12 protein-coding genes, 2 tRNA genes and 3 rRNA genes are annotated in these 22,299 nt (G+C 30.3%); 6 read left to right on the forward strand and 11 right to left on the reverse strand.

Going from position 1 to position 22,299, the window contains the following annotated elements:
- Positions 1-6: 6 nt before the first annotated feature.
- The 5 genes from F0310_RS02035 to F0310_RS02055 form a co-directional block, all read right to left on the reverse strand.
- Positions 7-936 carry a diguanylate cyclase gene (locus F0310_RS02035; protein WP_182117304.1) on the reverse strand — a complete coding sequence of 310 codons (930 nt, stop codon included), beginning with the start codon at positions 934-936 and terminating at the stop codon, positions 7-9.
- On the reverse strand, positions 936-5,402 hold the full coding sequence (locus F0310_RS02040) for an ATP-binding protein (protein WP_182117305.1): 4,467 nt from the start codon (positions 5,400-5,402) through the stop codon (positions 936-938). The genes F0310_RS02035 and F0310_RS02040 overlap by 1 nt, the downstream gene beginning before the upstream one ends.
- Positions 5,403-5,437: 35 nt before the next feature.
- A 5S ribosomal RNA gene (gene rrf / locus F0310_RS02045) occupies positions 5,438-5,548 on the reverse strand.
- A 23-nt stretch (positions 5,549-5,571) separates the two neighbouring features.
- Positions 5,572-8,508 (reverse strand): 23S ribosomal RNA (locus tag F0310_RS02050).
- A gap of 725 nt (positions 8,509-9,233) precedes the next feature.
- A complete protein-coding gene (locus F0310_RS02055) occupies positions 9,234-10,076 on the reverse strand; it encodes a Cof-type HAD-IIB family hydrolase (protein ID WP_182117306.1) in 843 nt (280 codons plus the stop codon).
- Between the two features lie 133 nt (positions 10,077-10,209).
- Between F0310_RS02055 and hpt the strand changes: the two genes are divergently transcribed.
- Genes hpt through purB form a run of 3 tightly spaced genes read left to right on the forward strand, consistent with a single transcriptional unit; the run spans position 10,210 to position 13,406 of the window.
- Positions 10,210-10,734, forward strand: coding sequence for a hypoxanthine phosphoribosyltransferase (gene hpt / locus F0310_RS02060; protein WP_182117307.1), 525 nt, complete (start codon positions 10,210-10,212; stop codon positions 10,732-10,734).
- Between the two features lie 9 nt (positions 10,735-10,743).
- Positions 10,744-12,027: an adenylosuccinate synthase gene (locus tag F0310_RS02065; protein WP_182117308.1), complete on the forward strand. Its 1,284-nt coding sequence runs from the start codon at positions 10,744-10,746 to the stop codon at positions 12,025-12,027.
- On the forward strand, positions 12,012-13,406 hold the full coding sequence (gene purB / locus F0310_RS02070; protein WP_182117309.1) for an adenylosuccinate lyase: 1,395 nt from the start codon (positions 12,012-12,014) through the stop codon (positions 13,404-13,406). Before F0310_RS02065 ends, purB begins: the two co-directional genes overlap by 16 nt.
- A gap of 6 nt (positions 13,407-13,412) precedes the next feature.
- Here purB and F0310_RS02075 read toward each other — a convergent pair whose 3' ends face one another.
- Entirely contained in the window at positions 13,413-13,973 is a 561-nt protein-coding gene (locus F0310_RS02075) for a DNA-3-methyladenine glycosylase (protein ID WP_182117697.1), read from the reverse strand.
- 143 nt (positions 13,974-14,116) lie between these two features.
- Here F0310_RS02075 and F0310_RS02080 point away from each other — a divergent pair.
- Positions 14,117-14,190, forward strand: a tRNA-Ile gene (locus F0310_RS02080).
- Positions 14,191-15,756: 1,566 nt separating this feature from the next.
- On the opposite strand, the gene F0310_RS02085 is transcribed toward F0310_RS02080, so the two are convergent.
- The 4 genes from F0310_RS02085 to rsmI all read right to left on the reverse strand — a co-directional run bounded on the left by F0310_RS02085 (position 15,757) and on the right by rsmI (position 19,675).
- Positions 15,757-15,830 (reverse strand) — tRNA-Ala (locus F0310_RS02085).
- A 56-nt stretch (positions 15,831-15,886) separates the two neighbouring features.
- Positions 15,887-17,422: ribosomal RNA gene (locus tag F0310_RS02090) — 16S ribosomal RNA — on the reverse strand.
- 145 nt (positions 17,423-17,567) lie between these two features.
- The gene (gene radA / locus F0310_RS02095) at positions 17,568-18,968 is read right to left on the reverse strand and encodes a DNA repair protein RadA (RefSeq protein ID WP_182117310.1); all 1,401 of its coding nucleotides are present in this window, start codon (positions 18,966-18,968) and stop codon (positions 17,568-17,570) included.
- 32 nt (positions 18,969-19,000) lie between these two features.
- Positions 19,001-19,675, reverse strand: coding sequence for a 16S rRNA (cytidine(1402)-2'-O)-methyltransferase (gene rsmI, locus F0310_RS02100; RefSeq protein WP_182117311.1), 675 nt, complete (start codon positions 19,673-19,675; stop codon positions 19,001-19,003).
- Between the two features lie 260 nt (positions 19,676-19,935).
- Between rsmI and F0310_RS02105 the strand changes: the two genes are divergently transcribed.
- A complete protein-coding gene (locus tag F0310_RS02105) occupies positions 19,936-20,256 on the forward strand; it encodes a hypothetical protein (protein WP_182117312.1) in 321 nt (106 codons plus the stop codon).
- Between the two features lie 6 nt (positions 20,257-20,262).
- On the opposite strand, the gene F0310_RS02110 is transcribed toward F0310_RS02105, so the two are convergent.
- The gene (locus tag F0310_RS02110; protein ID WP_182117313.1) at positions 20,263-20,652 is read right to left on the reverse strand and encodes a DUF1893 domain-containing protein; all 390 of its coding nucleotides are present in this window, start codon (positions 20,650-20,652) and stop codon (positions 20,263-20,265) included.
- Between the two features lie 110 nt (positions 20,653-20,762).
- Between F0310_RS02110 and F0310_RS02115 the strand changes: the two genes are divergently transcribed.
- Complete coding sequence (locus F0310_RS02115) at positions 20,763-21,341, forward strand: YigZ family protein (RefSeq protein ID WP_182117698.1); 579 nt, start codon at positions 20,763-20,765, stop codon at positions 21,339-21,341.
- Positions 21,342-22,299: the final 958 nt, after the last annotated feature.

Here is a 22,299-nt window from a genome sequence, read left to right on the forward strand (position 1 = left end):
CTATTTTCAATATTTAAACTGATTCCTGCCAGATACCTTAGCTTCATATAACTTATCATCAGCAAGCTTAATAATATTAGTAAAATTACTATCATTAGGAATTTGCTCAGCAAGTCCAATTGAAACTGTCACAAAATTAGAAACATTGTTATATTCATGAACTATTTCCAAATTTCTAATTTCCTCTATTATTAAACTAACGATGTTAATCATTTCTTCTAAACTCCTATTAACAGAAAATAAAATAAATTCTTCTCCACCATAACGAGCAACATCTATCTTATATCTCACAGCAATTTTATTCAAACTCTTTGCAATAAACTTAAGACATTCATCGCCATTGGTATGTCCGTAATTATCATTATATTTTTTAAAATAATCAATATCCAACATTCCCACAATGACGCGTTCTTTATATTCCAAAGCTTTCATCCAAGACTTAGCAAATTTATCTGTAAAAAATCTTCTATTAGGAATTTGAGTCAACCCATCAATTCTTGCAAGGTTTTTAAAATAATCTCTAAGTCTTTTAAGCTCAAGATGAGTTTTAATTCTTGCATCAATAATTCTTGCATTAAAAGGCTTTAAGATATAATCTACCCCACCAACATTAAATCCTTCAAGCTGAGCATTTGTAGAATCCCTTGAACTAATAAAAATTATAGGAGTATCTCTTGTTTCAGGATCACCCTTAAGCCTCTTACAAACTTCATAACCACTAATATCTGGAAGCAATACATCAAGAAGAATAAGATCAGGACTGTCAATCTTAACCTGTTTCAAAGCATCAAGCCCATTTATTGCAACTCTGATTTCATATTCATCTTGCAATATGTTTATTAGTAAATCTAAGTTTGTAGGAGTATCATCTACAAGAAGTAATTTTTGAACATCAATTCTATTTTCTTCAAAATCATCCAGTACTATCCCTTCCATTATGTCTTCTCTATTTTACTATTTCCAATCATATCTTGAACAATATTATAACTATTTTCAAACTTATATAATCTTAAATTTTTAAGAAGAGAATCAAACAATACCTTTTTTTTATCTTCTAAATTATATTTTTTAAGAATTTCAAGTATTTCTTTATATTCTTTTGGATTTCTATTCTCTATTCCATGTAAAAGCTTTTGCATAAGATCCAAAAACTCATCATTATTTTTAAAGTTTAATTTTTCCTGGCTTACATTATCAACAACATTTAAAATGTATTTTTTTATATTTTCAATAAGTAAAAGCAAATCTTTACGTGTTTCATAGTAAAATATCTTTATTTCATGAATTGCTCTTTTACTCATCTCAATCTCTCTAAACTTCTCAAATAAGCTACTACGCATATTACCAAGGGCTCCTGAAATTGAATGTGCAATACTTTTTACCAATTCCAAATCCCCTGCATTAAAAGCCTTATCTAATTCATAAATAAAAACATAAATAACTTCAACAAGTCCCCTGCATAGTTCACTATATTCATCATATGAGATATCAAGCTCTACCAAAGCTTTACTAATATCCAAATGAGGTAAATCTGGATATTTAATTAAATTAATATCTTCTTTATTATTAGTTTCTTCAAACTTAATTTGTAAATACTTTGATAATAAATTCTTTATTCCCCTAATGTTTATTGGTTTTACAATATAATCATTCATCCCATGCTCAAAACATTTATCTTTATATTCTCCTAACGCATGTGCTGTTACAGCTATTAAAACACATGGAATTAAGTTATTCTGACTCTCATATCTACGTATCTCTTTAGTCACTGAAAATCCATCGCAAACTGGCATTCTTATATCAATAAAAGCTATGTCATAGCTACAATTTTTCAAAGATTTAATAGCACTGACTCCATCTTCCACAATATCAATAGAATTTTCTCTGACTCCTACAGCGACTAAAATATTTTTTAAAACTTTCTGATTAATTTCATTATCTTCAGCTATTAAAATACGTACATTATCTTTTATTTCAAGAACACTAAAATCATTTAATAATGGCTCATCTATATTTGAATCATTATTAATCCAACTAGAATAAAAATCCCATCTTCTAAAAGGTTTTTGAATATACTCATATTCAAATTTAATCATCTCATTATTTGATAAATAAGGAAGTACAAAAACTACTCTTGTACTGAAATTTAAACTTTTTATTTTGTTAGCAACATTAATGCTTTCTTGTACACAAGTACTATTTACATTTATAAAAACAAAATCATAATAAGGATTTTTATAAAAAATCTCATACGCATCATCATAAGAACAAGAGTAGTGGATGTTATCTCTATAATTAAAGATCTCACTTATTTCATTTAAAATCTTAACAGACTTTTTACTTAAAACTAAGCTTAAAATCTTTTTATCCCTTACAAGTTTAAATTCATTTAAATCTTTATTACAGTTGCTAATCTTTTTACCTAAAACAAAAGGTAACATAAATGAAAAAGTTGTTCCTATACCTATTTCACTCTCAACTGAAATACCAGGTCCGCCCATTAAACTAACAAGTTTTCTTGATATAGCAAGACCAAGACCAGTGCCTCCGTGTATTCTTGCATCAGAGTTATCCTCTTGTTTAAATAATTCAAATACTTCAGGTATGCTATGTTGTTTAATTCCCTTCCCAGTATCAATTACTTTAAACTCAATAGTAAGTATTTTATTCCCATTATTATCCTCTGTATTACATATCTTTTCATAATTTAAAACTATAATTCCATCATCAGTAAATTTAAAAGAATTTCCTATTAAATTAATAAGCACTTGTTTTAATCTAGAAATATCACCTATTAAGTAATTTTCTAAGTTCGATTTCGAATAAAAAATTAAATCAAGATTCTGCTTTGCACTCTGAGGCTGAAAACTCTTTACAACATCTTCAATTTCACGCTCTAAATCTATATCATTATTTTCAATGTATATTTCATTCATATCTATTTTAGAGATGTATAATATATCATCAATTAAAGATAGCAATGATTTAGAAGAATAATTTATAATTTGAACATATTCTCTTTGAGAACTCAAAAGATCAGTACGTTCCAAGAGTTCATTAGCTGCTACTATTCCATTGATAGGAGTACGAATATCATGACTCATGCTTGCAACAAAAATAGTCTTAGCATTAATAGCATTCTCAATAACTCTTTTCTCACTCATTGCAGAAAAATACATCTTTTTTCTAAAATCTACTTCCTGCCCCAAATTAAACAAGGAAACTAAAAAAACAGTTAAAATAAAAATACCAATGATTACTGATGTCGTAAAAGATTTTCTAAATCCTATATCCCTAGATCTCTTATAAACATTAGATGCCCAATCATCAAAATACAGTCTATTACTAACATTTGCACGATATAAACTTTTTTGTATGATTCCCCTTAAAATATAATCTTGGTTATATACTGCAACATTCAAATCAAATTTTAAATTTATATGAGTAGGAAGTTTTTTAACATCTCTGATGTTTAAATCCTCAAAATTAACAGTAGCAGTATACTCATCACTAATAATCCCATTTACTTTACCACTGTAAAGAAGATCTAAAGCCTCCTTAAAATTATCCACCTGAACTAATTGCACTCCTGACTTGGCTTCTATTTCCTTTGTATACAAAAATTTAAGTATTGCACATCGTTCAGAAAAATTAAAAGGATATATTTTAATCTTATTCGAAAAAACATAAAGTGGAATTCCTGAACTTGCCTTAATGTTGAAAACATAGTCTATATTTTCATTTTCTAAATTAGTAGCTAAAACATTTACTTTTCCTAACTTAACCAAATTCTCAATATTATCTTCTTTTCTTACCTCGATTATATTGAATTTTAAATTTGTCAACCTTTGTATTTTATTAATTAATTCTTCATTTACTCCTCTATAACCATTAGAATCAAAATAATCAATAGGATACCAATCTTTTACAGCAAGATTTAATTTCTCATTATTCAGTAACCAAATTTTTTCCTCAATATTAAAGTCATTCTTACCTACATAGCCATATCCATTACTTTGATAATCCTTAATTTCATCTTGATCAAGCCAATTATTATCTATTTGTAATAAAGTATCAAAGAAAAAATTTTCTATTAATGCATTAAGAACATACGCAAACAATTTAAATCTTTTATTATTGGTTGCAAATACCAAAGATCTTTTCTGATTAAAATTTGAATCTTCAGATTTTAATACATGGTTATATCCATGCACTTTTGATAAATATCTTGTAGTTATTGAATTCTCTATAAATCCATACGACTTATTTACTATATCTGCAAAATTATTTACTATATCCGTATTTTTATCTAGAATAAAATTATCAAAATTAAAATCAATAATCTGTGAATTTATTATTCTTTTACTATTTTTAGCATTAGTAAAATAAAGCTTAAAATTAAGTGAGTATATTGGAATAGTTTCTTTATAATTTCTAGAATTTAAGCTCTCGTTTTCTTTAATAATGCCACCCCAGATAGAAACATTCTTATCATCTATGCTTTTTTTAATACTCTCTTTTGGGAATCCTACAAAATTTACTATAAATCCATACTCCCTAGATAGAGTATGCCACAAATCAACTAAAATGCCTGAAGGCTGACCACTAGAATCAATAAAACTTAAAGGAGGATAATCATCATATATTCCAATATCAAGATTATACAAAATATCAAATTCCTTAAAAGATTTATATTCTTCTACAGAAAGTGACTTCATATAATTCAAAAGATCAACGTTTAAAGATTTTAAATTAATATTAGCTTTTTTACTAACAGCAAGTCTTATACTAAAACTATAAAAATAGTCATCATTAAAAACTTTAATAAAATATGGAAACAAAGTATTATACCATACACAAGGCAATGACTTACAACTTCCATATACTAAATCAATCTTATTATCTCTCAGCCCTAATAGCAATTCTTCAGTGTCTTTAAATAAAAGCACATTATCAATACGACCATGAAGCTTTAAAATATCTTCATATATTGTGTTTTTTACAACACCTATTCGTAGATTTTTTAGAGAATAAAAATTAGACTTATTATTATTCTCCTTTTTATCATAAATCAAAGCAGCAACACACTTTCCAATTTCATTTTTAAAATAAAAAAAATCATTTAAATTTGAATTGTAGGTCAATCCTAAATAAATTACATCATCTTCAATCTTATTTTCATCAATATAATTAATAGTCTCTATGCTAATATCATAATTATGATCCTGAGCCCATTTAGAAAGAATAGGAAAAATAACACCAACAGTATTACCCTCTTTATTTTTATAATAAAGAGGGTAATATTGATCAACAAGCTTAAACTTTATAACTTGATTGGCAAATAAATTAATAGTTAAAAAAAAAACAAAAAAAATAATATTAAAAATATTCATATTTACCATATACTTTTCAACATATATATCTCTAAAAATAAAAACCCTGGCAATAACCTACTCTCCCGCGAACTCGCAGTACCATCAGCGAATAAGAGCTTAACTTCTGTGTTCGGAATGATAACAGGTGTTTCCTCTTTTCTTTAACCACCAGGGTATTTATAAGGAAGACAAAAATATGGCCAAAGATTCGGGTAATTAGTATTAGTCAGCTTAATATATTACTATACTTACACTTCTAACCTATCAACCTGGTATTCTTCCAGAACCCTCTAGGATATCTCATCTTGAGGAAGGCTTCCCACTTAGATGCTTTCAGCGGTTATCCCTTCCGAACGTAGCTACCCAGCGCTTACCCTTGGCAGGATAACTGGTACACTAGAGGTTCGTCCATCTCGGTCCTCTCGTACTAAAGATAGCTCCTCTCAAATATCCAACGCTTGTGGCAGATAGGGACCAAACTGTCTCACGACGTTCTGAACCCAGCTCGCGTACCGCTTTAAATGGCGAACAGCCATACCCTTAGGACCTGCTTCAGCCCTAGGATGCGATGAGCCGACATCGAGGTGCCAAACCCTCCCGTCGATGTGAACTCTTGGGGAGGATAAGCCTGTTATCCCCGGAGTACCTTTTATTCGTTAAGTGACGGCGCTTCCACTCGCTACCGCCAGATCACTAAGACCTACTTTCGTATCTGTTCGACTTGTCAGTCTCACAGTTAAGCTACCTTATGCCTTTACACTTACAGAGTGATTTCCAACCACTCTAAGGTAACCTTTGTACACCTCCGTTACTTTTTAGGAGGCGACCGCCCCAGTCAAACTACCCACCTGGCACTTTCCTCATATTATCTATGAGTTAGAAAATTAATTAAACAAGGGTGGTATTTCAAGATTGACTCCACTATCCCTAACGAGATAGCTTCAAAGTCTCCCACCTATCCTACACATACTTAACCAAATTTCAATACCAAGCTATAGTAAAGGTTCACGGGGTCTTTCCGTCTAACCACAAGTAATCGGCATCTTCACCGATACTTCAATTTCACCGAGCTCCACGTTGAGACAGCGTCCAAATCGTTACACCATTCGTGCGGGTCGGAACTTACCCGACAAGGAATTTCGCTACCTTAGGACCGTTATAGTTACGGCCGCCGTTTACTGGGGCTTGAATTCAATGCTTCGCTTTTATACTAACATCTCCTATTAACCTTCCAGCACCGGGCAGGTGTCAGTCCCTATACTTCTCTTTACAGATTTGCAGAGACCTGTGTTTTTGGTAAACAGTCGTTTGGACCATTTTTATGCTACCTAATCTCTTAGGTCGTACTTATCCCGAAGTTACGTACGTATTTTGCAGAGTTCCTTAACGTGGATTCTCTCGCGCGCCTTAGAATTTTCATCCCACCTACCTGTGTCGGTTTTCGGTACGGTCCCTCATAGCCTATCCTTAGAAGTTATTTCTTGGCACCTTGACTACCTACATTTCATGCTGCCTAAACAACACTCATCATTACATCTCAGCTCTCTTAGCGGATTTTCCTACTAAAATTAATACCTTAATGCTTAAACTAGGACAACCATCGCCTAGCAGTAGTTTACCTCATGCGTCACTCCAATCGAAACTATAAGAGGTACGGGAATATTAACCCGTTTCCCATCGACTTCACTTTTCAGCTTTGCCTTAGGGGCCGACTAACCCTGGGAAGACGACCTTCACCCAGGAAACCTTAGGTTTTCGGCGAATGGGAATCTCACCCATTTTTTCGTTACTCATACCTGCATTCTCACTTCTGATACCTCCATTAAACTTTCCAGTTTAACTTCTCAGGCTTACAGAACGCTCCCCTACCACTCTAACTTAGAATTAGAATCCAAAGCTTCGGTAATGTGTTTAGCCCCGTTACATTGTCGGCGCTTAAGTACTCGACCAGTGAGCTATTACGCACTCTTTAAAGGTATGGCTGCTTCTAAGCCAACCTCCTGGTTGTTTGCGTACTTAAACTTCCTTTTCCACTTAACACATTTTTGAGACCTTAGCTGTTGATCTGGGTTGTTTCCCTCTCGACTATGAACCTTATCGCCCATAGTCTCACTCCTATTCATCATACAATAGCATTCGGAGTTTAACTGAGTTTGGTACCTTTTGACAGGCCCTAGCTCAATTAGTGCTCTACCTCTATTGCACTAAAATAAGGCTGAACTTAAATCCATTTCGGGGAGAACCAGCTATCTCCGAGTTTGTTTAGCCTTTCACTCCTATTCACAGCTCATCCCTGCCTTTTTAAACAGACTAGGGTTCGGCCCTTCACTTGGCTTTACCCAAGCTTCAGCCTGGCCATAAATAGATCACTCGGCTTCGGGTCTACCACATCTAACTACATCGCCCTTTTAAGACTCGCTTTCGCTCAGGCTCCAGCACTTCTATGCCTTAACCTTGCTAGACATGATAACTCGCAGGTTCATTATGCAAAAGGCACGCCATCACCATGAATAAATTCATGGCTTTGACTGCTTGTAAGTCCACGGTTTCAGTTCTATTTCACTCCCCTCCCGGGGTTCTTTTCACCTTTCCCTCACGGTACTCTTCACTATCGGTAGCTTTCTAGTATTTAGCCTTGGAGAGTGGTCTCCCCAGCTTCAAACAAGATTTCTCGTGTCTCGTTTTACTCAGGAACATCTTTAAGAAGATATTTACATTTAAATTACAGGGCTATCACCTTCTCTGGCTAATCTTTCCAGATTATTCTTCTATATAAATATTTTGTAACTTCTCAGTTTATTACAGACTAAACTTCAAGCGTCCTACAACCCTCTGAATGCAATGCTCTGTAGCTTGGCACATCCAAAGTTTGGGCTACTCCCTTTTCGCTCGCCACTACTTAGGGAATCTCTTTGATTTCTTTTCCTCAGGGTACTTAGATGGTTCACTTCCCCTGGTATAGCCTCTATTACACATGTAATAGATAATTAGCATCTAGCTAATTGGATTACTCCATTCGGTAATCTTGGGATCATAAAATGTTTGCTTCTCCCCCAAGCTTTTCGCAGCTTACCACGACCTTCTTCGCCTTAAAGCTCCTAGGCATCCACCATAGACTCTTATTACTTTGACCATATTTTTATCTTCCGTCTCTAACTTGCCAATCTCAATCATTTATACAATATAAGATAATATATACTTTTACTTTTTCCATGTCAATACCCTTAAAATATTTTTTATTAATAATTACTTTAAATAAAATTGCCTATTCTAAATTTATAAAACAAAAATCCTAATAATAACTTATTAAATGACACAATTAATTTAAAAAGGTTTATATGAATAAAAAAATAATGAATATAACATTATACTCATTTATTCCATGTTGGATCTCAACTTCAAAAGATATTTACTAAAACCAAAAGTTGATGAAATCATATCATTAAAACAATTTACTCACAAATAAATACAAATGAAAAAGAAACTACTAATTTAAAATATCTTAAGATTAAATCAAAGAGCTAATACATTGGTTTGTTATCACAAAAAAATAATTAAAGGACAATATTAAATCTGCAAACACAATGAAAGCGGAAGATAAAAATTCACGGAAGATGGATTAAAAAATAAAATATAAAACTATAATAAAAATCTATTTATTAAAGATGAGACTTCTCGCAAACATAAATTATATTAAAAAGTTTCATTTCTTTATACTAATGACTACCCCTATTCTTTATATAGTAAAAATGAATTATAAAAATTTTTATAATAAACACATAACAAAATCAAAATATTAAATAAATATTAGTTATTCCACTTTAAACATCTAAAGTAATACAACTTGAATTAAAAAGATTAACTAAAATCAATATCAAGATTAAAAAAATCAATTAAAAATTTAGCAACTCCATCTTCATCGTTACTAAACTTTGTAACCTCATTATTTGGTAAATTATCCCTCACAAAATCATTTGCATTCTTCATCACAATGCCCTTGCCAACATTTTTTAGCATTTCATAATCATTGCCATTATCTCCAAATGCTAAAATATTTCCAATATTAACACATTCAAATAAAGCAATGCTTTTAACAGCATTATACTTACTAGCATTAATATTTGTAATTTCTAAGAGATCTCTAGCAGAGTAAAATACGCTTATGTCTTTGAAATTCTTCTCTATTATTGTATTTTCAAAATTCTTAAGAGTAACAATATTTTTAGAAAAATAAACTATCTTAGAGAAAGAATCTACTCGAAGAGAAAATAAATCAGTAATAACAGGCTTTATTCCTAAATGACTAATAAAATAATTCATAATTGGACTCCTAATCTCTCTATCAGAATACCAATCGCTTAAAGTATATAAATTAATATCAATTTCCCCTCTCTCAAGTTTAAGAATTTCTCTTACTAGGTCATATTCCATTTTATATCTCAAGATTAGATTACTCCGCAAAAAAACTTCGGCTCCATTAGTTGTTATCATATAACCCTTTTCAATATCAATATCTTTAAGTTGACCCAGAACATCCTTAATTTCATTTAATCTCCTACCAGTAGCTATGATTATATGAAAATCATTACTTAACTTTAAAAGAACTTTAAGAGTTAATGGTGTAATCTTATGTTCATTATTAAGTAAAGTTCCATCAAGATCAAAAACTAGCATCTTATATTTTTCATAATTAGAATTCATGTATAAATCTCTTTCTTAGATAAAGAATATCATACTTTTATTGGATATTAACTATATTTTAACTTGAATTAAACTTATAAAAAAAATACAATTATTATTAAACACTACAAATAGAGAGTCAAATGCAATCTTAATGAATGATCAAATTTCAACTTTATACTCAGAAGAAAAAATAAAAAATAAAATTAAAGAGCTGGCACAAGAGATTAAGGATCATTACAAAGATAAAAATAACGTAGTTTTTATATCTCTTCTTAAAGGCTCATTCATATTTTTTGCAGACATCATAAGAGAAATTGGACTCAATGCAAAAATAGATTTTCTTCAAGCTTCAAGTTATGGGAATAAGGCCAATTCTTCATTAAAAGTAATCATAAAAAAAGACATTGATATTAGTATAGAAAACTGCTATGTAATACTCTTTGACGATATTATAGACACTGGATTAACATATAGAAAAATTATTGAACATTTAAAAACAAAAAATCCCAAAGAGATTAAAACATGTGTTCTTTTCAATAAATCATCAAGAAGATTAACGAAACTAAAAATAGACTATGTGGGGTTTGAAATCGATAATCATTTTATAGTCGGATATGGTATCGATTTTAATGAAAAACACAGAACTCTAAAAGAAGTAGCAAAAATAAATAAATAGGAGACAAATATGTCAATTTATGCGGTTATTGGTACCCAATGGGGAGATGAAGGAAAGGGAAAAATAATAGATTTTTTATCAGCAAAAGCAGATTATGTTATAAGATTTAATGGTGGAAATAATGCTGGGCATACAATTGTTGCTAACAATAAAAAATTTATCTTTCACTTGTTGCCTTCTGGAGCTTTACAAGGTTCAAATTGTATAATTGGGCCTGGGGTTGTAATTGATCCTAGAGTTTTAATTGAAGAAATTGAGATACTCAAAAAAAACAATATCAAAGTAAATATACTAATTAGTGATAAAGCACATATAATAATGCCTTATCACATCAAAATTGACGAGCTTAGCGAACAAAAAAAGGGTAATGATAAAATAGGAACAACTAAGAAAGGGATTGGGCCTTGCTATGCAGACAAAATAAACAGAACAGGCATAAGAGCTGTTGATCTACTTAATATGAAAATTTTTGAAAAAAAATTAAAAATAAATTTAGATGAAAAAAATAAAATTATAGAAAAGATATATAATGAAACCCCTTTGAATTATGCTAATATCTTAAATAAATACAAAGAATATATAGGAATACTTAAACCTGTAATCACAAACACAGAAGAAATACTAAAATATGCCATTATTTCAGGCAAAACTATATTAATAGAAGGAGCTCAGGGTACGATGCTTGATATTGAACACGGAACATTCCCATTCGTAACATCAAGTAACACATTAATAACAACAGCCGTGGGTTGTGGCATCCCCACTTCAAAAATAAAACAAAAAATTGGAATAATAAAGGCATTCTCTTCAAGAGTTGGAGCAGGGCCTTTTGTAAGTGAGATTAAAAATTCTATTGGTGATGAGATTAGAGAAAAGGGAAAAGAATATGGAACAACTACAGGGAGACCCAGAAGAATCGGCTGGCTTGATATTTTAACCATCAAAAAATCAGTAGCTCTCAATGAATTAAACCATTTAGCTTTAACCAAACTAGATATTCTAAAAGATATAGAAGAACTCAAAATTTGTGTGGCCTATGAACATCAAGGAAAAATATATGAATATATTCCCACTTCTTGTGAAATACTAGAAAAAGCCAACCCTGTATACAAATCTTTCAAAGGATTTAAACAAGACATTAGTAACATAAATAGTTATTTAGATCTTCCAGATGAAGCTAAAGAATATATAGAGTTCATTGAAAGAGAAGCTGGAGTTCAAATTTCAATTATTTCAATTGGAGAAGCACGAGAAAAAACTATTTTTAGGAATAAAAAATGGATAAATATATAAACCCATTGAAATCAAGATACTCAAGTAAAGAAATGCTTTACATTTTTTCACCAAAATTTAAGTACACAATATGGAGAAAATTGTGGTATAATCTAGCCTTAGCCCAAAAAGAATTAGGGGCAAATATTAAGCAAGAACAGCTAGATAATCTATATAAACATATTGAAAACATTGATTTTACAGTTGTAGAAAAGTATGAAGAAAAATTTAAACATGAAGTCATGGCACATCTTTACGCCTATTCTGACCTAGTTGGTGTTGATGCTCAAAAAATTTTACATCTTGGTGCTACAAGTGCATTTTTAATGGACAACACGGATTTAATTCAAATAAAAGAAGCATTATTGCTTATTAAGAATAAATTAAAAATTCTCATTAAAACTTTAAATGACTTTTCAATAAAGCATAAAAACTTAGCAATACTTTCATACACACATCTACAAGAAGCTCAACTAACAACTCTTGGGAAAAGAAGTAGTTTGTGGCTTCAAAGTTTAATTTTTGACTTTAAAGAACTTAATTTCATTCTATCTAGCCTTTGCTTCAGAGGAGCAAAGGGCACTGTTGGCAATCAAAGTAGTTTCAAAGAATTACTATCATCTAATTTTGAAAGAGTAAAAAATCTAGATATAAGTATTGCTAAAAAAATGGGTTTTAATAAAGTTTATAAAATAACTAGTCAAACTTACGATCGTAAAATTGATTCGTCAATATTGAACTTTCTAAGTAACCTATCCCAGAGTGCACATAAAATCACTAATGATATCAGGTTTATGCAACACCTTAAAGAAATTGAAGAAAATTTCGAAGAAAATCAAATAGGTTCATCAGCAATGCCTTACAAAAAAAATCCTATTCACAGCGAAAGAGTAGCTTCTCTTGCCAAGTTCGTAATGAGCCTACAAACAAGTGGAGGATTTATAGCCGCAACCCAATGGCTCGAGAGAACTTTAGACGATTCAGCATGTAAAAGGTTAAATATTCCTCAAGCATTCTTAGCAGCTGATGCCATTCTAATACTACTTAATAAAATACTAAGTAATATTAGAATAAATGAAAAAATCATCAAACAACACGTAAAAGCAGAAATGCCTTTTATCCTAACAGAAGATATATTAATGAAAGCAACAAAAAATGGAGGCAACAGGCAAATATTGCATGAAAAAATTAGAGTTTATTCTATGCAGGTAAGAAAAAACATTTATTTAGGTAAACAAGAGAATGATTTAATTAAATTAATCCTTAAAGATAAAAGTTTTAGATTAACAAATAAGGATATAAATGAAATCTTAAATCCAAATGAAAACATAGGATTTGCGCCTTATCAAGTTGAAGATTTTACGCAAGAAATAGTAACTCCTATTCTTAAAGACATATAAACAATATTAATATTTAGATACATATCTATTCCCCTTTATATAAAATCTCCAAAGTTTATTAGCATATTCTTCACCTGCATAATCAATGTTTATTCTCTTTGAGCATACCACTTCAAAATCAAAAGTCAATTTATTCATTAAAAAAAGGTCAGAATTACCAATAAGATCTACTTTATTAAATCTTAAATCTACATTTAAGTATCTAGTAAGCTTACCAGGCCCATTAGTAACCATGAAATTCCCCTTAAGTAAAGGTAAAATAGGTTCAACAGCTCTTATTAAAACAGAATGAGGATTGTTTTCATCAGATGATACAACATTTAACATATAATACATGCCATAAATCATATAAATATAAGCATATCCTCCAATACTATACATAGCACTTGTACGATTAGTCTTTTTTCCTCTATATGCATGACAAGCTCTATCTATTGTTCCCATATATGCCTCTGTTTCAACAATTTTTACAATAATTTCTTCTCCATTTATTTTTCTCACTAAAAAGTGACCAAGTAGAGACTTAGCTACAACAACAGCATCACGTATAAAAAATTCTCTATTCATTGACATAATTTTAAATCAAAACTAAATTAAAAATCATTAAAGTAAACAGTAAAAATAATTAGTAACTACACACATATAAAAACAAAACTTATATTGACAAAGAAAATAAAGTTAAATAAAATCTTAAAAGATAAACTATCTTAGGGATCATAGCTCAGGTGGTTAGAGCGCAGGTCTGATAAACCTGAGGTCGGATGTTCAACTCATCCTGGTCCCACTTTATTAATGCTATAAAAAGACAGTTTTAAACTTGTCTTTTTTATTTAAATTGAGACTAATAATCTTTATAGCTTTAAAGAATTAGCTTAGGAACATATAAACCTGGTACCATTTTAATATACTTAAATATTTCAATAACTTTATATATAATTTCTCCATCCCAAGCTTCAAATGTAAATTTTTCAACAAAAAATTGCTTTTCGATAACCCCTCTTTCTGAAATTGAAGTTTTCTTACTATAAAAATATACTCAGGGTTATTAGAAGCAACAATACAATTAATTTTCACCAGAATAGCAGAGGCAAGCTTTTAACAATCCCATTATTTTCAATAATCAAAATTATTCCTACCTCTATAAAAGATATTAATATAGCAAAATCAACAATACAAAATGCATTCTACTCAATCTCAATGGTAAATTAACAAAAGTATTATTATAAGCTATACCCCTACCCTATTTTTTCTTTTTTGACTTAACTATCATTTTAGCAAAATCAGTATGTGCAAGCTAATACTCACTATACAAATAATTATTAAGCAATGTACCTAGATCAGTAATAGTAATATCTTTTATCTTTATAAAGATAAAAGCTCAACTTGCTTAAACATGCTGACCCAGTTCTATATCTTTTTCTGAAAGACTGACCTTATGCCCCTTTAAATGCTCTATTAACTTTGACATTAAATAATAACCATTTACATGTCTAACTTCAGCCCACCTCCATTCAAAATGATTAAGACCCTAATATCTTATAATCAAATATTTTTTAGATTTCTAGATTTTAATATTAAAATATCAATAAAATTATTTTCTATTCCAACTGGCATATCACAAATATTTGATATCTTAAATTTAAGAAGAAGGGACTTCTTATAACTTCAGCAAAAATTACAGAAGAATTAAAATAATTTAATGTCCAAAAAAATTAATATTTTTAAAAATAACCAATAAGTTAAGTAACTTTTCCAAACAAGCGCATACCATAAGCATTCAATCCTAGTTACATATTATATTGTACAAAAATTTCATGTTTAAAAGATATTATCTCATAAAGTGTTTTAATCTTATCTAAGATAGTAAATCTAATAGCCTCTGCTCTTAGATATTTATAGAATAGATTAACCAAAAGCATGCCCATAAAACCTTAAAATAGCTTAAATAAAATAATTAAAAAGCAAAAAGTAAGACAAATATTCAGTACAAGATTATTGCACGCATTTTTTGCTAAGCTTATTGGTGAAACAATAGCAAAAATCTAAAAAACTTGCCTAAATTTTCTAACTACCTTATATCATTATTCACTAAACATCTACAAAACCAAAACTTACTACTGATAAAAATATAAGTGGTACCCTCAGCATCAAACTAAATAAAACAAAAAGACAAAAATAACTATCACACTTTCGGATTTTTCATTGTTTGTGCTATAAATAAAACTCCCATCATTCAATAAAACATTTATATTATTAAACAATTCAAATTAGAATAAAATTCTTCTTCACTTTTTTAGGAATATTAATTATTATAAGCTCTTAAAAGAACTAACCTCCATCACAACATAAATGGAGGTTAAGGGATTCGAACCCTTGACCCTCGGCTTGCAAAGCCGATGCTCTAGCCAACTGAGCTAAACCCCCCAAAAGACAAGGGAAGAGTTAAACGAATACTTATTTAATTAAATTCTTTCTCTTAGAAAGGAGGTGATCCAGCCGCACTTTCCAGTACGGCTACCTTGTTACGACTTCACCCCCCTCACTAAACATACCTTAGATACCTTCCTCCTTTACAGGTTAGAATAATAGCTTCGGGTATCCTCAACTCGGGTGGTGTGACGGGCGGTGTGTACAAGGCCCGAGAACGTATTCACCGTATCATTCTGATATACGATTACTAGCGATTCCAACTTCATGAAGTCGAGTTGCAGACTTCAATCTGGACTGAGACCTGCTTTATGCGTTTTGCTTCACATCACTGCTTCGCGTCGCTTTGTACAGGCCATTGTAGCACGTGTGTAGCCCAGGACATAAGGGCCATGATGATTTGACGTCATCCTCACCTTCCTCCGGCTTATCACCGGCAGTCTCATCTGAGTCCCCATCTTTACATGCTGGTAACAGACAATAAGGGTTGCGCTCGTTGCGGGACTTAACCCAACACCTCACAGCACGAGCTGACGACAACCATGCAGCACCTGTATATAGACCCCAAACGGGGAATAGTTATCTCTAACCATATCCTATATATGTCAAGCCCTGGTAAGGTTTCTCGCGTATCATCGAATTAAACCACATGCTCCACCGCTTGTGCGGGCCCCCGTCAATTCCTTTGAGTTTCACTCTTGCGAGCATACTCCCCAGGCGGCACACTTAACACGTTAGCTTCGGTACCAACTTTTCAGTTAACACCAAGTGTGCATCGTTTACAGCGTAGACTACCAGGGTATCTAATCCTGTTTGCTCCCTACGCTTTCGTGACTCAGCGTCAGTCTTGACCTAGAAGTTCGCCTTCGCCTCTGGTATTCTTCCTGATATCAACAGATTCCACCCTTACACCAGGAATTCTAACTTCCCCTATCAGACTCTAGATATACAGTTTCCAACATAGTTCCACAGTTGAGCTGTGGTATTTTACGTTAGACTTGTATATCCGCCTACTCACCCTTTACGCCCAATAATCCCGAACAACGCTTGCCCCTTACGTATTACCGCGGCTGCTGGCACGTAATTAGCCGGGGCTTATTCATAAATTAACGTCATCACTCTGTCATTTCCTACAAAGCTTATTCCTCATTTATAAAAGAACTTTACAATCTTTCGACCTTCATCATTCACGCAGTGTCGCTCCGTCAGGCTTTCGCCCATTGCGGAAGATTCTTAGCTGCTGCCTCCCGTAGGAGTCTGGACCGTATCTCAGTTCCAGTGTGACCGTTCACCCTCTCAGGCCGGTTACTTATCATAGCCTTGGTAGGCCTTTACCCCACCAACTAGCTAATAAGACGCAGACTCATCTACAAGCGAAGCTTTAAAGGCTTCCTTTCATCAACTAACATCTTAATTGACCTTATTCGGTATTAGCTACTATTTCTAATAGTTATCCCCATCTCATAGGTAGATTATCCACGCGTTACTCACCCGTTCGCCACTGAATGTATTACTACATCCCGTTTGACTTGCATGCTTAAGACGCACTGCCAGCGTTAGTTCTAAGCCAGGATCAAACTCTTCGTTATTTTTATTTTTTTACTTTAAAATTAACAGGTTATTATATTTGGTTTTTAAAACCTTACTTAACTCTTCCCTTCTCTTCTCTTCCAATTCCTAATTTTAACTCTTATTACTTTATAACATACATTAATCTTTGTCAATACTTTAAATTTATTTTTTTATATCAAGATTTTTGAATATATTATCCTTTCTTTTTTCTCTTTTAGTTTCTCTCACTAACTTCTTAATGATATCTAAAACCCTATTAATACCTTCATATCCATCATAACAATTCCCCCTTACATTTCCACCTAAAAGAATTTTAAATCCCGCTTTACGAGAGGCTATTACCTTATTTTCAACATTAGAAGATGATTTAATTTCTCCTGAAAGTGAAACTTCACCTGTAAAAATAAATTCCTGATTTATGATAATGTCTGTCTTAGCTGAAAACAATGCAACCAAAATAGCAAGTTCAATTTCTATATCATCAATTCTAAGACCACCAGATACATTAACATATACATCATCATTATTAAAATTTAGATTCAAATATTTACTAAGAACTGCCAATATTCTTGATATTTTTTTAGAATCTATCTTTTCTGAAAAAATTCTAGAAATATTCATACCTGTCTTTGTAATTAAAGCCTGTATCTCAACAAATAAAACTCTACTTCCTTTATTAATAATTCCAACAGCAATCCCCGAAGATATACTTTCTTTTTTTTCCAAAAAAACAGAAGAAGGATCTTTAATTTCATTTAGCCCTAAACTTGTCATTTCGAAAATACCTATTTCATTAATAGAACCAAATCTATTTTTAGTTGCTCTAAGCATTCGCAAAGATTTTTCTGCCTCTTCAAAATAAAAAACACCATCTACCATATGCTCTATTATCTTTGGCCCTGCCAAAATGCCATCCTTTGTAATATGACCTACTAAAAATAAAGTTATATCTTTCCTTTTTGCCCATTCCACAAGCTTATAAACACAATGTTTTAATTGAGATACTCCTCCAAGTCCACCTTGAACCTCTTCTGAGTGCAAAGTTTGAATAGAATCAACAACAATAAAGTCAAGCTTAATACCTTTAACCATTTCAATCAAAGAATCAACATTGACCTCGTTAGTTATCAAAATATCAATAAAAAGTTTAAGTCTATTTGATCTTAATTTAATTTGTGATATTGACTCTTCCCCCGCAAGATAAAGTACATTTTTACTAGCTAGTGAGATAAGATTAGAAATTTGAAGCAATAAAGTTGACTTTCCAATTCCAGGCTCTCCTACTATTAAAATTGCACTACCAATCACAATCCCATGACCAAGAACTCTATCAAACTCTTCAATTCCTGTCATATGTCTAATTTTATCAACTTGCTTAAACTCCTTCAAAGAATAAATCTCATTTTTCACATGACCTACATTTTTTACAAAACTAGATTTCACTTCGGTGTAAGATTGTAAACTTTCCCAACTTAAACATTCAGGACATTTACCTAGCCATTTAAAAGATTTATATCCACAATTTAAACACTTATAAATTTCCCTTTCCTTATTTCTTGCCATAGTACCAATTATTAAACAGAAAGACTATAAATTTAACCCTTAATTTTCCTACTCACTAAAACTGTAAACTCTCCTTTAACTTTCTTATTCTCTTCAAAATATTTTTTTAATTCTAAAGGCTTACCTACTTTATATTCTTCATATACTTTTGTCATCTCACGTCCAACAAGAACATGGGCATTTAAATTAACTAAAGAAATTTCAAATAACAATTTTAAAATTCTATGACAGGATTCAAGAATCACAAATGCATCGCCTCTACTATAAAGTTCTTCAATCCTCTTCACCCTTTTAACTCCCTTAGTTGGCAAAAATCCTTCAAATACTATAACCTTATCCTTAAAAGGATTTACGCTAATAATTGTATTAAAAGAGCTGACTCCTGGAATAGGGGAAACTCTATACCCATTTTTCAATGCTGCATCAACAAGTAATCCACCAGGATCACTCAGACAAGGTGTACCTGCATCGCTAAGAAAAGCTACACTTTTTTCACTAGATAAATACTCCAATAATAATTCTATTTTCCTACCTTCTGTTACTGCATTACAAGAAATTAACTTTTTAACAATACCATAATGAGACAAAAGTCTTTTAGTAATTCTCGTATCCTCAGCAAATATAACATCCACCAATTTAAAAATGTTAATAGCACGATAAGTAATATCTCCTAAATTACCTATGGGTGTTCCAACAATATATAACACACAATCTCCCTTATATTAAAATTAACAAATATAACTACTCAATTATATTAAGCTTAATATTATAAAAAGTTATTTAATTTATTAATTTTTAAAATTATACTTTATCATTTAAAGAAACATTATACAAAAATTAATTATATTAAATTTATTAAATATTCAATATTATATATTTATATGAGAAAATGCTTATTTTATGTTATATTTATATTTATGCTATTGGGTAATATTGGCAACTGAAAAATTCAAAGGTGGTAAGTTTTATGTTTAAGCTCATTAGAAAAATGTTTATAATTTATTTTTTGTGCATTACTCTTGTTGGACTTGTTATGGTTTTTTTTGATAGTAAATTTTCAGAAAAAGAAAGTATTCAAAATGGAAAAAACCAAATTATTAAACATAAAATTGAACCTAATCTACTTATATTTACTTCATCAATTGGAGGCTTTTTAGGAGTTTACGCGGGTATGTGGATTTTCGATTATGAAAAAACCAACTTTTATTTAAGTTGGGGTAGCTTAATAATATTAGCGTATAATATAATGTTAATCCTTTCTGTATACTCTAAATCAGCTAATAAGTGAACTTAATTAAAAGTTATTCATAATAATTCCACTTTTTATCATATACTTATATACTTCTTCTGGATTTTCTAAGCTTTCAATCAAATTTTCAGCCTTATCATTTATTCGCTCTACCAATTTTTTAAAAGTTACTCTTATTCCCCTACTTTCCAAAAAGTCCTTTGCTGGTTGAGAAATAACACCAGCTTGAACATTTTGAAGTCCAATATTATATATAATAATAGCAGCAGCCTTGCCCACAACTTTATCATATATCTCTAAACCTTCCTTATTCTGAATATACTTATTAATAAAATTGTCAACTTCTAAAAGCGGTTTTAAACCTCTTTCCATATTAGAATAAAGTATCCTATGGTCCTTAAATAACCTTAATGTAGGATTCAATCCTGATATCATTTCTACGCCTCAAAAACTTGATTTCAGTACTTACTAAAAACAATTACTATTAATAATATACATAAATTAAAAATACTTCAACATAAAAAATATGATATATTATAAATTATATAATGCTAACTCCTAAAGAAAGTATCCACTCAAAAATTGAAGTAAAGAAATCCATCTTTCTATCATATATTTTTCATGTAGAGAAAAAAGAAGAAATAAATAAAATATTAAGAGAATATAGATTAAAATTTAAAAATGCATCGCATGTTGTATATGGCTTTAGAATAGGCAATTCAATTTCTTTTATAAATGGAATGAGTGACGACAAAGAACCACATTTAACAGCAGGAAAACCTACACTAGATGCCATATTAAATAATAATTTAACAGACACCCTAATAATCACAATACGCTATTTTGGAGGAACTCTACTTGGAAAAGGAAGTCTAATCAAAGCATATTACAAGTCAGCAGGAGAATTAATAAATAAATCAAAATTAATAGAAAAAGAAGAAATGGAAACTTTAAATCTAAATTTAAACTATAATCAATATATCTTACTTATAAGAATAAAAAAAAGAATAGGAATTAAAATTACAGATGCAAGTTTTTTAGAAAAAATAAATACTACAATAACATTTAATCAAAAAAATAAAGCAGATATTTTACTATTTTTAAAAGAAAATTCTTTAATTTAATTATTTTTATTTGTAATTCATTTCATTACTCTAATAAAATTTTATATATTTCATGCTCCACAATTACAACAAGATAAAATTTTTATGAAAATAATTTCTATTATTAATTAAAAGAGTAGTAGGCATTCTTAAAACAAATAGGAACTAAACATTGCTTATTCAATGGAAAGGCACCTCTTCTTAATATTTTTTTTAATAGATTATTGATCTGTAAAGAAACACATGGTATACTAAAAACTTAAAAAAGAAGAGTAAGGAATCAAATTTAAGTTATAAGCTTATTTAAAAAAACAAAAAATTCAATTTATTCAAAATTTTAATTTAAATAAAATTCACTCAAGTTTTAAACTTAACATTGCTTGAAAAGAAATTAAAAAATGGAATCACAAGGGAAAAGTTTTAAAAAATTTTCTCATGAAATATAAAAAGACAACTATGATTTTATCCTTATGGATATCCTATGCTACCTCAATACTAACAATAAATACTCTTTTTGAAAGTTTCAATACAAATAGAAACAGAACTTTTGCTTTTAAAGGAACTAATCATATATTAGATAAAATAAGTATCTTAGCAAATAAAGAAAAGCTAAAAAGATTACTGTTATTTTTATAAATACCGTTACCGTTAGAAATAAGAATAAAGAAAATTAAAAAATATTTTAAAACTTCTTTAAATGCTAAAATAAGAAAAATATAAGTATATATAAATCAAAAGAAGGAAAAATAACCAGCACATATGTGTAACAAAGAAGACAATACATCTTGAGGCTTTTTAAAACTTACAAAAGAAATAATTTGTAAAATTGAAGAATAAAAATGTCAAATGACCTAGGGACATTAATAGATTTAAGGGTCAAAAATTATAAAACAATAATTAACTATTACCAAAATTAAGAATTTTAAATATGACAATTAAAAAAGTAATAGCTGAATTCTTAAAGACGAAGCAGTATGAG

This window comes from Borrelia sp. A-FGy1, assembly GCF_014084025.1.
Classification (GTDB): Bacteria; Spirochaetota; Spirochaetia; order Borreliales; family Borreliaceae; genus Borrelia.